Source organism: Microbulbifer sp. THAF38, from assembly GCF_009363535.1.
Lineage (GTDB): Bacteria > Pseudomonadota > Gammaproteobacteria > Pseudomonadales > Cellvibrionaceae > Microbulbifer.
Genome location: NZ_CP045369.1, coordinates 1,096,373 through 1,108,191, shown reverse-complemented (window position 1 = coordinate 1,108,191; position 11,819 = coordinate 1,096,373). Strand labels below are relative to the sequence as shown.

Below are 11,819 nucleotides of genomic sequence, written 5' to 3'. Positions count from 1 at the left end.
GTTCCACCACTTTTTCTCTACCCCCGCGATGATGACTAGCGGGTTGAGCCTACTTATGAGTCAGCGGCCACACTGACAACTTCACAACAGCAAGTTAAACAGATCTCCCCAGGTAAGAGTGTGAACCTTCACTACACAGCTGCATCATTGACTCTACCCATTAGATCACCCGGCTTCCGTGTCCTTGCCCATCTCGCCTCCAGGCGAAGCCTTATAGGATGTTTCGGTCCGTCAGCCCATAGCTTAACTAGCCGCTTCATCCCCACAAGACCTCACGGTGTTACAGTTGCCATTCGCTAGTAGTTAGCATTTAATGGCACCCATTAAATGGTGATCTTCCTGCAGGGAGCTTTCACCCCATCAGTTCACGCCCATGCTCGCGGCATTAAACATAGAGTATTGATTGAAGAATGAGCAAAGAACAACCAAATAATCCGCTACATGGTATTGCTCTTGAGAAGGTTGTTGCACGTTTGCAGGAGCATTATGGCTGGGATGGTTTGGCTGATAGGATTAATATCAATTGTTTTAAGAGTGACCCATCAATTAAGTCTTCGCTCAAATTTTTACGCAAAACCCAGTGGGCTCGAGATAAAGTCGAGAATCTGTATATCTCAACTTTTGAAAATAAATCTCCGTGGGCTAATCGTAAATAAGCACTATTTGATAACTACATAGATGTCGCTGTGATTAGGCAGAGACAGGCGCATAAATCGGGTAGCCGGTAGTTTCTAGCTACCGGCCCCCACACCGCCCATTGTGTGGGTCCGCAATGAGCGGTTCCCTATCCGTAATGAATTTCTACCTAACGAAAGTGTCGAGTAGCTCTTCATTTGAGTAGAGTATCATGTCAGTGCACTACTCCTGAGTCAGCGGCCACGTTGACAGCTTCACAGCAGCAAGCTAAACCGATCTCCCCAGATAAGAATGTGACCTTTCACTGCACAGCTACACCATTGACTCTACCCTTAGACCTCCCCGTTTCGGTGCCCCTCCAGGCTAAGCCTTATAGGATGTTTCTGTTCGTCAGCTCGTAGTCTTGCTAGCGGCTTCCTCCTCACAAGACCTCACGGTGTTGCAGTTGCCATTCGCTGGTAGTTAGCATTTAATGACGCCCATTAAACGGTGATCTTCCTACAGGGGGCTTTCACCCCATTAGTTCACGTCCATACTAGGCGTACCAAGTTACTCAAGTACACTCCGTTCCGCTTCCGCGGGACAGCCTACACTGAGTTTCAGCAGCCTATTAGCAAGGGTTTAGAGTACACAAGGATAAGTATGATTACTCGGAATACAATAAAATTCAAAGTAACTGAATTACCGATTTCTGATGTTGTTACAAAATTTGGCGGTCAGCCCAATTGGCTTGAGGAAGCTCAATGGCCAATAAGCTCTGAAATGGATTCTCCCATGCGCTTTATTTGTCAGATCAAACTTACAAATGATCTATTCCCAGGTTGTGAGGGAAAAGTAGCCTATATCTTCATGACAGATGATGATGAGTACGTTGATGGAACATGGGAGCCAGATGGTGGCGAGAATGCAGTAATTATTCAACCGGGTGGTAAGCCTCAAATTAAGGTACGAAATATCACCACTGGACCAACTTTACAGGACTTTGTTGAGGTAAAGGGGAAAACTGGTCTTTACCCAATAGACATCGAATTAGCTGTTGATCTTTCAGCCTCAAAAGACCCAGAGTTCATTCCAGAAGCAGAACGCTTTGAACTAGCTGACGATGACTATGAAAAATACTGTAATAAGCTGGGAGGAAATAAAATTGGTGGGACACCTAGCTTTCTACAAGGTGACGAATTTCCCGGAAATACGGATGATTGGTCACTTCTTATGCAGCTAGATTCCTGTGAAGTTCCATTTAGTATCAATTTTGGAGACTCCGGTGTTTCATACGCATTCATAAATAAAGAGGGAACGATCGGTAAGTTCCTCTGGCAATGTTGTTGAGTAGCTCAAAATCGTGTAGCCGGCAATTTATAGTTACCGGCTACTACACCAGTCATCGCGGGGTACGTAATCAGCGGTTCCCTACCCATGCACTTAACGATAGTCTCGAACCGGTTAGGCCTATACATGAGTCTGTTACCGTCCTGACAGCTTCACTGTAGTAAATTAAACAGACTTCCCCAGTTAAAAGCATGAACTTTCACTACACAATTGCATCTTTGACTCTACCCGTTAGATCACCCGGCTTCGGTGTCCTTGGCTGTTGCAGTCGTCATTCGCCAGTAGTTAGCATTTAATGGAACCCATTAAATGGTGATCTTCCTACAGGGGACTTTCACCCCGATTAGTCCATGCCCGTCTTAGGCGTATCAAGTAAAGGCACCCAACGTCAAAACTGCCGCTTCGCTCCGGTTTTGCCACAGGTGCTTTAGGCATTAGAAGTAAGGAATTTCAAATGAGGACTATTTTATTAATAACCATTCTTTTTATTGGTGCTTGCGAAGTATCCACTTCAAAGAATTATAATATTCAAGTTGAAGGAGGCCAGAATCATGAGGAGAATCTCAAGGCAGCCCCTGTCATAGCTAATCTTGTTTGGAATGGCAATTTACATCATCAAATTCAAAAAGAAGTTGTAGAGCTCCAGGGTCAAGATTTAAGTAATCTTTTAGGTCTTCGCTACCAAAATATGTCTTTTAGTTCTGGTGAAAAAGGTGTTTTTATTCAATGCATATTTAAATCTTCATTCAATGACGAGGTGGGCGATAAAGTAATTGAGATTTGTAGGAAAGAAGTGGAAGCTCAAATTACTGACTACTTCACTACTAATAAGTCAAATCAACCAGACACAGCTGTCGCGTCATCCGGTGTTTGAGACGTTATAATTTTACCAATGACACAATTTATTAAAACCCAAGACTTGGATAAATCTGCAAAACTTACTCTTGCCAACATGCAGGAGTACTATGACATGTATGGCGTTGACTGGACTTTATCAGATGTACGCAGTGCAATTGAAAATCTTGAAAACTATGATGTAGTGAACGCTGATGGAGTTTTTGGTGTTGTTCGACTCTCATTCGAAAACAATCGCTGTCAACTGCGAGATATTCAAGTTGTATCTACTCAACAGAACAAAGGGTTAGGCGCTTTAATTATTTCTAAGGTAATCGAGCTTGCAAGGCAAAAACAACTAGGGTTCATTGATCTACGAGTATTTAAACGTAGTCCAGCATATAGACTTTATGGTCGCCTAGGGTTTGTCATAGAAAGCGAAGATGATAGATTTTATCAAATGACGCTTACAGTCATATAAATCGGATAGTCGGTAGTTTCTAGCTATCGGCCCCCAAACCACCCATCGAAGATGGTCTGCAATTATGCGCTTAACGCACCCGCTAATGCCCTATATCACCGAGGCAATCTTGCAGCGCGCAAAAACTCCAGCTGGCCCAGAGGGCGAAACCATCATGCTGCATTACTACCCAGTACCCAGTACCCAGCACCCAGCACCCAGCACCCAGCACCCAGCGTCGACAATATCGATGAAGAAGCGGAGGCAGCTATCACCTGGCAGGAAGCCGGTGAATCAGTAACCTTTAAGTTGGTCAGATTTGGTTGCTAATAATAAGGGGGATCTACCCCCTTATTAATTATTATTTCACTACTTTCCCCCGACTCCCTTCCAAATATCGTCTCTTCACTCATTAATTTGTCTATTGATCCTTTTAAACATTTCCATTTACGGAAAAAATGTGAAGCCTTTCATCCACTGTCGTTAATTCTTACAGAATGCCAACTAATAAAAACTAAAAGCGTAAGAAGTAAACGTTCCTTAGTGGCACTGGCGCAATCTACAGCTAGGCCTTATAAACAGTGAACGGCCAGACAAGGATTTTGGGTTTAAATAACGTCCATTGAAACAGATGCCAAATCAAGAATAAAAGCCCATTGTCAAATTCGCTTTCATCAACAAAGAAAGCGCCCATCTTGATCCAGTGTTTTCGCGGCGGTACTAATAATCAATACGGGCGGGGCCCAATAGAAAAACGGGGAGAAAGAAGTTGAACTATCCAGAGCAGCTTAACCCGGAAGTATGGCCACTGGTCGTTTATTGCCTCGCCGTACTCGCATTAATCGTACTTATGCTCAGTCTCTCCTATTTTCTTGGGCAAAAGAGAAGAGACCCCGCAACCGATGAACCCTTTGAGTCAGGCATTATTTCCCAGGGCAGCGCTCGGTTGCGAATATCGGTTGCCTACTATCTGGTTGCCATTTTATTCATCGTGTTCGACCTGGAAGCGGTTTATCTCTTTAGCTGGTCAGTTGCCTTCTATGAAACCGGATTACTCGGCTTTATCGAAGCCACCATATTTATCGTCATCCTACTGGTGGGATTGATCTACCTATGGCGCCTTGGTGCCCTGGAGTGGGGAGGAGAGCAGAAAAGCCTGATCAATCGCAAAAACCATCAATAAAGAAAAGCTGGAAAGACCATGCGCTGGAAGTTGAGTAAAGCCGACGATGTCATTGCCTCCGACTCACGTAAGACAGATAGCGTAGAGATGGAGGAAGACCTGCAAAAGAATGTCCTACTCGCCAAGTTGGAAGAGTTGGTTGCCTGGGGGCGCTCTAATTCACTTTGGCCATTTAACTTTGGCCTCTCCTGCTGTTATGTGGAAATGGCCACCGCATTTACCAGTCGACACGATATTTCCCGATTCGGCGCGGAAGTGATTCGTGCAACGCCAAGGCAAGCCGATCTTATCGTTATTTCCGGCACCGTATTCTTAAAAATGGCACCAGTGGTTCAGCGTCTTTATGAACAAATGATCGAACCTCGCTGGGTAATTTCCATGGGCTCCTGTGCCAATTCTGGAGGCATGTACGATATTTATAGCGTGGTGCAGGGGGTCGACAAATTTTTGCCCGTCGATGTATATGTACCCGGCTGCCCTCCTCGCCCAGAAGCATTACTGCAAGGGCTTACCCTGTTACAAAAGTCCGTCGCCGCCGAGCGCAGAAACTTTAGTTGGGTAGTGGATGAACAGGGAACAAGAAAAGTAGCCAAACCGAGCCAGAGAGATTTACACCGAGAAGAACGCATGCGCACAGAACTATTGCGCTCTCCAGATACGGTTTAACAAAGCTTTAGGCGCACCAAGAAAAATAACAGTGGGACTCCCATGACAGGTGTTATAGCAAAAAGTGTTCACAGCGAGACTGCCTATAGCAAGGAGGCTGAATTATTCCTGCGCGACCTCGACCTGGAGTATCACTTACACAATTACTGGTTACAGCCTAACTGTGACGATATGCCCACCCTATGGGTAGACACCCAGTCCCTGACTCCACTGTTGCAATTCCTTAAACAGAGTATTTCTCGCCCCTTTGCCATGCTCTACGATCTCAGCGCGATAGATGAGCGATTGCGGGTAAATCGTGGAGAGGGGCCTGAAAAGCAGCCCGCCAGTGATTTCACCCTGGTCTATCAGCTGCTCTCTTTCACTAGAAATTTATTTATCCGCATTAAGGTCGCACTGGCCGAATCGAAGCTTTCAGCACCATCGATTTCAAGTGTTTGGCAGAACGCCAACTGGTATGAACGGGAAGTCTGGGATCTCTTTGGCATCAATTTTGAAGGGCACCCTCACTTACGTCGAATAATGATGCCCACCACCTGGAAAGGGCACCCCCTCCGTAAAGATCATCATGCGCGCGCCACAGAAGTCGACCCTTTCAGCCTCTCTGAAGAAAAAGAGCGCAAGGAACAAGAAGCACTATTGTTCCGCCCAGAAGACTGGGGTATGGCCCGCGCCAATGAAGACTCGGAGTTTATGTTCCTAAACCTGGGGCCCAACCACCCTAGCGTGCACGGTGTATTTCGTATCGCCCTGCAACTCGATGGCGAACAAATAGTAGATGCGGTGCCGGATATCGGATACCACCATCGCGGCGCAGAAAAGATGGCGGAACGTCAGGCCTGGCACACCTATGTGCCCTATACAGACCGCATCGATTACCTGGGTGGCGTTATGAATAACCTGCCCTATGTATTGGCCCTTGAGCAACTCGCCGGTATACAAGTTCCCGAGCGTGCCCAGGTGATTAGGGTGATGATGTGCGAGTTTTTTCGTATTTCTAGCCATTTGGTATTTTTTGGTACTTTTGCGCAAGATGTCGGGCAGATGTCGCCTGTCTTTTACATGTTTATCGACCGGGAAAAACTCTTTGGGATTGTCGAAGCCATCACCGGTGGACGAATGCATCCGGCCTGGTTTCGTATCGGCGGTGTAGCCCAGGACCTGCCGGAGGGCTGGGATAAAATGGTTCGGGAATTCCTCGACTATATGCCCGAACGATTGCGCGATTACGACGGCATGGTAATCAAGAACAAACTGTTACAAAAACGCACTCGAGGAATCGGTGTCTACAATACCGCTGAGGCAATGGAGTGGGGAGTTACAGGCCCCGGCCTACGCGCAACCGGACTTGAGTGGGATTTACGCAAGAAGCGTCCTTACAGTGGCTATGACCAATTTGAGTTCGATATTCCCAGCTATGATGGTGGTGACTGTTTTGATCGATGCCGTGTACGGGTTGATGAGATGTGGCAGAGCCTGCGCATCATTCGCCAGTGCCTGGAGAATATGCCGGCAGGCCCTTATAAATCCGATCATCCATTGACGACGCCGCCGCGAAAGGGGCGCACTATGCAGGATATCGAAACGCTCATTCAACACTTTGTCAATAACAGTTGGGGGCCGGTAATGCCAGCTGGTGAGGTGTGTTTCCCTATTGAAGCCACCAAAGGTCTCAACAGCTATCAAATTATCAGCGATGGGGGCACAACATCATATCGCACTAGAATACGCACCCCCTCATTTCCACACTTACAAATGATCCCTCTGATGTCGCGGGGATTACTAATTGCAGATCTAATCGCAATTATTGCCAGTATTGATTTTGTTATGGCGGATGTGGATCGATAACAACAAATAATCACTCTTAGACTTGGGAGGGGATATTTATGCATTTCGCAGTCCGATGTCCTCTTGCCGCAATAACATCCGGCGGCAACGGCATCTTCTAGATGCCTCCGTGATACCAACATAGGAGGCGCAAATGTCCAGCTTATTAGAACCGGAACTTATTGAAGTAATGGAGAAAAGCAACAAGGATCCAGAAAAACTCTCAGGAACCCTCACTGACGAGGAAAAAAGAGAAATTGATAAAGAGGCCGCTCATTATGAGGGCAAATCTTCAGTGGGTTTAGAGGCTCTCAGAATCGTACAAAAGCATCGGGGTTGGATTTCAGATAGCAGTCTTCAGGCGATTGCAAACTACTTGCAAATACCCGCGGCCCAACTGGAAGGTGTAGCCACCTATTATCAACTCATTTTCCGCCAACCTGTTGGCAAGGAAGTAATTTATCTATGTAAAAGTTCCAGCTGCTGGATTATGGGCTGCGATCAATTGCAAAAACATATAAGCCAGCGCCTGCAAATTGAACCTGGACAGACATCTAATGATGGGATCTTTACCCTACTGGAAACACCCTGCCTTGGCGACTGTGATAAAGCGCCGGTGTTGATGCTTGGAGATGAAATGTATAGAAATCTCGATGAATCAGCCATCGACGCATTAATCGATAAAAAGAAACAAGTCCATGCTGACAAATCCTCTCACTAAAAACATCACAAAAGAGAATATCGCAGCGGATATCACACGATACCTGGCTAACGATGGTTATCAAGGATGGCGCAAGGCCCACGCTATGGCGCCGGATGACATTATCAATCTCGTCAAAGAGGGTGGGTTACGTGGACGTGGCGGTGCGGGATTTAATACCGGATTAAAGTGGAGCTTTGTTCCCCGTGGTGAAGACTCACCAAACCAGAAGTTTATTGTATGCAATGCCGATGAGATGGAGCCAGGTACCTTCAAAGACCGACTCCTGATGGAACGTGATCCTCACTCATTGCTAGAGGGCATGGCAATAGCAGCCTACGCCATAGGTGCATCTGTTGGGTATATCTTCATTCGCGGGGAATATCATCTGGCTGCAGAGCGCCTGGAAATTGCAATTGAGGAGGCAAGATCCCAAGGATTCATTGGCAATAATATTTTTGACAGTGAGTATTCACTGGAAATCTTCGTCCATCGCAGTGCCGGTAATTATATTTGTGGAGAGGAAACAGCGCTGCTCAACGCCCTTGAGGGACGCCGCGCAATCCCCAGAGCAAAACCGCCCTTTCCACAGGTAAGTGGCCTCTGGGGCAAACCAACGGTGGTGAACAATGTAGAGACCTTCTGCAATATCCCACATCTGGTGGCTCTCGGAGTCGACTGGTATCGAAGCTTGGGAGTGGGTCAGGATGCCGGCAGTAAAATTTTTGGTGTCAGCGGCAAGGTCAAAAATCCGGGCGCCTGGGAACTGCCCATGGGGACTTCCATTCGCGAGATTATTGAGCAGCATGCCGGAGGCATGCGAGATGGACTCAGACTGAAAGGTTTCCTTCCAGGTGGTGGCTCTACCGACTTCCTCGGGCCCGACCATCTGGACCTCCCCATGGATTACGACGTAATCGGCAAAGCTGGTAGCCGCATGGGAACCGGCACAATTACTGTCATGGATGATAAGACCTGCCCTGTTGGGCTAGTGCTAAACCTTACCCAGTTTTTCGCGCGAGAGTCCTGTGGCTGGTGTACCCCTTGCCGGGATGGATTGCCATGGGTTGTGAAAGTTCTACAGCGAATAGAAAACGGAGAGGGGCTACCCGAGGATCTAGAGCTACTACAAGAACAGTGTAAACGAATTGGCCCCGGTAAAACCTTCTGTGCACTGGCTCCTGGAGCGGCAGAACCTATTCAGAGTGCTCTCAAATTATTCGAACAGGACTTCCTAGACCATATAAAGAAAGGCTGTTGCCCCTATAAATAATTAACAAACTATTTGTCCAGGGCTCCCAATATCATCGATAAAGCATAATGGATTAGCGATGCCAACCATTACAATCGACGGCGAGAAATATCTGGTTGATGGTGATCAGAACCTACTCAGCAGCTGCTTGACTCTGGGCTTAAACGTTCCCTATTTTTGCTGGCATCCGGAAATGGGCTCGGTAGGTGCCTGTCGTCAATGTGCGATGATCGAATATAAAGACAGTGAAGATGAATCAGGCCGCTTGATTATGAGCTGTATGACGCCAGTTCGTGATGGTGGCATTTACAGTGTTAAGGCCGAAGCGGCACAGGAATTTCGCGGCAGCATAATTGAAGATCTGATGACCAACCACCCTCACGATTGCCCAGTTTGTGAGGAGGGGGGTGAGTGTCATTTACAGGACATGACAGAAATGTCAGGCCATACCATGCGCCGCTACAGAGGCACAAAGCGCACACATCGCAATCAATATCTTGGCCCTTTTATCAATCACGAAATGAACCGCTGTATTACCTGCTACCGCTGTATACGGTTTTATAACGACTATGCCGGAGGAAATGACTTACAGGCACTCGGCCGAAATCACCAGGTTTACTTTGGCCGAGAGCAAGAAGGCCGGTTACAAAATGGCTTCAGTGGCAACTTAGTTGAAGTCTGCCCAACTGGTGTATTTACGGACAAGACTTTTAGTGCACATTTTGTACGTAAGTGGGATCTGCAAACTGCGCCTTCAATTTGTGAGCATTGTGCAGTGGGATGTAATACTGCACCTGGAGCAAGGGAATCTAGTAACAGCTACGAACCAATGTTAAGGCGTATTACCAACCTCTACCATCACGATATTAACGGTTATTTTCTCTGTGATCGGGGACGCTTCGGATACGAATATGTCAATAGCGCAGCACGTATTAATCATGTTTTAAGTGCACAGGAAGAAGATCTCATCGGTTCCACTGCAGATTCAAAAGATCAACTCCATCGAAGGGTCAGTCCCCGTGATGGCGTCCTGCACCTATCGGTACAAATCACCGCTGCGCAACGCCAGCTGCGAAGAATCATCGGTATTGGCTCACCTCGGGCATCACTGGAAAATAATTATGCGCTACGTCAGTTAGTCGGGGCCGATAACTTCTTCTCTGGACTAAACCGTCTCGATCACCAATTAGTTCAATTAGTAAACCACATACAAAGCGACCAACGGATTACCAGCCCCAACACGCCTCAAATAGAAGCCGCTGATGTAGTTCTGATCATCGGCGAGGATATCTATAACACGGCGCCACGAATTGCTCTGGCCGTACGTCAAGCAGCACGAAACCGTCAAAAAAAACAGGCACAGAATCTAAAGATACCTCTCTGGCAAGATGCTTCTGTTAGACAGCTAGAGGGTGATCCCAATCCGATTACCTTTATTGGAACGGAGCTTACTGAGCTCGCAGACATTAGCGCAACTACCCTATTTGAATCGCCAGATAAAATTGCCCTCTTTACCCAAGCCCTTACCCGGGAAATAACTGGGTCAGGTAATCAGTGCCCAGATATTTCTTCAGAGCTTCAGAAAGAAGTCAAACACACTACACAACTACTACTCAATGCGACCAATCCTCTCATTATTTCTGGAATTTCCAGTAGGAGCTCCAGCATTCTAATGGCGGCAGCAGAACTAGCCGGTGTACTCAGCGATCATAGAAAGATGCCCACAAAGTTGTATTTAAACTGTGGCGAAGTGAATAGCCTGGGAATGATCCAGTTATTCAATGAAAAAGAAGGCTATCTGGAACAACTTTTGGAGTCATTAACAGACTCAAGCGAGGATATGCCCACTAGTCTTATCGTGCTGGAAAATGATTTATATCGGCGACTAGACACACCATCAGTAGAAAAAATCTTTACTCACGTGGATGAAGTGATTCTTATTGATACCCTTCTTACGTCCACTGCCAAGAGAGCAAACTGGATCTTTCCAGCATCCACTACTGCTGAGTCACAAGGTACCTATGTTAACAATAATGGTCTGGCACAGCGTTTTTATGCAGTCTATGAGGGAAAAGGTTTTATACAAGAGAGCTGGCGCTGGCTGGTAGATGCCGTAGATTTTTGCACAGAAAAATCCGATAACCTTTCACCACTCTGCCACTGGAAGCACAGCACAGATCTCAGTGATGCCATAGCGAAGGAATTTAAGGCATTGAGGATTCTGTCGGAACTAGGTCCAAATGAAGACTATCGTATTGATGGGCTTAAGGTTGCTCGCCAAAGTGCTCGTTATAGCGGCCGCACAGCTATTCACGCCCAACAGCATGTCTCAGAGACACCTCCTGTAATTGATCCTGATGCTCCCATGAGCTTCAGCATGGAAGGCATACACAATCCCAATAAAACGCCACTGCAGGCGAATATTTGGTCACCTGGATGGAATTCGAACCAGTCTATTTTTAAGTTCCAGCAGCAAGTTGGCGGTGAGCGCAAAGGCGGCCCATCGGGTAAATATATTGAGCGCTCCCAACAGTCTCTCCATGAGTGGAATACTTCGGACGATCAATCAATAAAACCAGCCGAAAATGACAATAAATTGCAGATGCTGCCCATTTATCGCCTATTTGGCAGTGAGGAGCTCAGTAATCAATCGATGTCATTTTCTGAAGTCATTGATGCTCCCTTCGTATTGATACATCCTGATGTGATCACTCAATACACGACCCAAGAGGGAGAACTGGTAGATATTGAAACTAACTGTGGAGTCTACAGGGCTGAGCTAAAGAGCTGTATCAGTATACCTAACGGCTGTATTGGCATTCCTTTTGGTTTGCCTGGACTGGAAACCCTAGCTCCCCAGATCCCCGGCTATGCCGCTTTACGTCCGGCAGTGACACCTGCAATTAGCGAGGGGCAATAAGCCATGAGTACA

Annotated in this window: 11 protein-coding genes; all 11 read left to right on the top strand. The window is 46.8% G+C overall.

What is annotated here, in order from left to right; translation table 11 throughout:
* Window positions 1-410 precede the first annotated feature (410 nt).
* Window positions 411-656 (top strand): VF530 family DNA-binding protein, encoded by a 246-nt coding sequence (locus tag FIU95_RS04780; RefSeq protein ID WP_152452006.1) that lies wholly within the window; start codon window positions 411-413, stop codon window positions 654-656.
* Window positions 657-1,278: 622 nt separating this feature from the next.
* A complete protein-coding gene (locus tag FIU95_RS04775) occupies window positions 1,279-1,965 on the top strand; it encodes a DUF1963 domain-containing protein (RefSeq protein WP_152452004.1) in 687 nt (228 codons plus the stop codon).
* A 454-nt stretch (window positions 1,966-2,419) separates the two neighbouring features.
* Window positions 2,420-2,839, top strand: a complete 420-nt coding sequence (locus FIU95_RS04770) for a hypothetical protein (protein WP_152452002.1) — start codon at window positions 2,420-2,422, stop codon at window positions 2,837-2,839.
* 18 nt (window positions 2,840-2,857) lie between these two features.
* Window positions 2,858-3,280: an N-acetyltransferase gene (locus FIU95_RS04765; protein WP_152452000.1), complete on the top strand. Its 423-nt coding sequence runs from the start codon at window positions 2,858-2,860 to the stop codon at window positions 3,278-3,280.
* Between the two features lie 64 nt (window positions 3,281-3,344).
* Window positions 3,345-3,560: a hypothetical protein gene (locus FIU95_RS04760; protein WP_152451998.1), complete on the top strand. Its 216-nt coding sequence runs from the start codon at window positions 3,345-3,347 to the stop codon at window positions 3,558-3,560.
* Between the two features lie 468 nt (window positions 3,561-4,028).
* On the top strand, window positions 4,029-4,442 hold the full coding sequence (ndhC, locus tag FIU95_RS04755) for an NADH-quinone oxidoreductase subunit A (RefSeq protein WP_152451996.1): 414 nt from the start codon (window positions 4,029-4,031) through the stop codon (window positions 4,440-4,442).
* Window positions 4,443-4,460: 18 nt separating this feature from the next.
* Complete coding sequence (locus tag FIU95_RS04750; protein ID WP_152451994.1) at window positions 4,461-5,108, top strand: NADH-quinone oxidoreductase subunit B family protein; 648 nt, start codon at window positions 4,461-4,463, stop codon at window positions 5,106-5,108.
* 42 nt (window positions 5,109-5,150) lie between these two features.
* The gene (gene nuoC, locus FIU95_RS04745) at window positions 5,151-6,956 is read left to right on the top strand and encodes an NADH-quinone oxidoreductase subunit C/D (RefSeq protein ID WP_152451992.1); all 1,806 of its coding nucleotides are present in this window, start codon (window positions 5,151-5,153) and stop codon (window positions 6,954-6,956) included.
* A 133-nt stretch (window positions 6,957-7,089) separates the two neighbouring features.
* Window positions 7,090-7,656, top strand: a complete 567-nt coding sequence (gene nuoE / locus FIU95_RS04740) for an NADH-quinone oxidoreductase subunit NuoE (RefSeq protein ID WP_152451990.1) — start codon at window positions 7,090-7,092, stop codon at window positions 7,654-7,656.
* Window positions 7,634-8,908: an NADH-quinone oxidoreductase subunit NuoF gene (gene nuoF, locus FIU95_RS04735; RefSeq protein ID WP_152451988.1), complete on the top strand. Its 1,275-nt coding sequence runs from the start codon at window positions 7,634-7,636 to the stop codon at window positions 8,906-8,908. The genes nuoE and nuoF overlap by 23 nt, the downstream gene beginning before the upstream one ends.
* Before the next feature lie 58 nt (window positions 8,909-8,966).
* A complete protein-coding gene (nuoG, locus tag FIU95_RS04730; protein ID WP_152451986.1) occupies window positions 8,967-11,807 on the top strand; it encodes an NADH-quinone oxidoreductase subunit NuoG in 2,841 nt (946 codons plus the stop codon).
* Window positions 11,808-11,819: the final 12 nt, after the last annotated feature.

Excerpts from the sequence above, each read along its gene's own strand:
- FIU95_RS04780 (WP_152452006.1), top strand. The coding sequence starts at position 411 with ATGAGCAAAGAACAACCAAATAATCCGCTACATGGTATTGCTCTTGAG.
- FIU95_RS04775 (WP_152452004.1), top strand. The coding sequence starts at position 1,279 with ATGATTACTCGGAATACAATAAAATTCAAAGTAACTGAATTACCGATT.
- FIU95_RS04770 (WP_152452002.1), top strand. The coding sequence starts at position 2,420 with ATGAGGACTATTTTATTAATAACCATTCTTTTTATTGGTGCTTGCGAA.
- FIU95_RS04765 (WP_152452000.1), top strand. The coding sequence starts at position 2,858 with ATGACACAATTTATTAAAACCCAAGACTTGGATAAATCTGCAAAACTT.
- FIU95_RS04760 (WP_152451998.1), top strand. The coding sequence starts at position 3,345 with ATGCGCTTAACGCACCCGCTAATGCCCTATATCACCGAGGCAATCTTG.
- FIU95_RS04750 (WP_152451994.1), top strand. The coding sequence starts at position 4,461 with ATGCGCTGGAAGTTGAGTAAAGCCGACGATGTCATTGCCTCCGACTCA.
- nuoC (WP_152451992.1), top strand. The coding sequence starts at position 5,151 with ATGACAGGTGTTATAGCAAAAAGTGTTCACAGCGAGACTGCCTATAGC.
- nuoE (WP_152451990.1), top strand. The coding sequence starts at position 7,090 with ATGTCCAGCTTATTAGAACCGGAACTTATTGAAGTAATGGAGAAAAGC.
- nuoF (WP_152451988.1), top strand. The coding sequence starts at position 7,634 with ATGCTGACAAATCCTCTCACTAAAAACATCACAAAAGAGAATATCGCA.
- nuoG (WP_152451986.1), top strand. The coding sequence starts at position 8,967 with ATGCCAACCATTACAATCGACGGCGAGAAATATCTGGTTGATGGTGAT.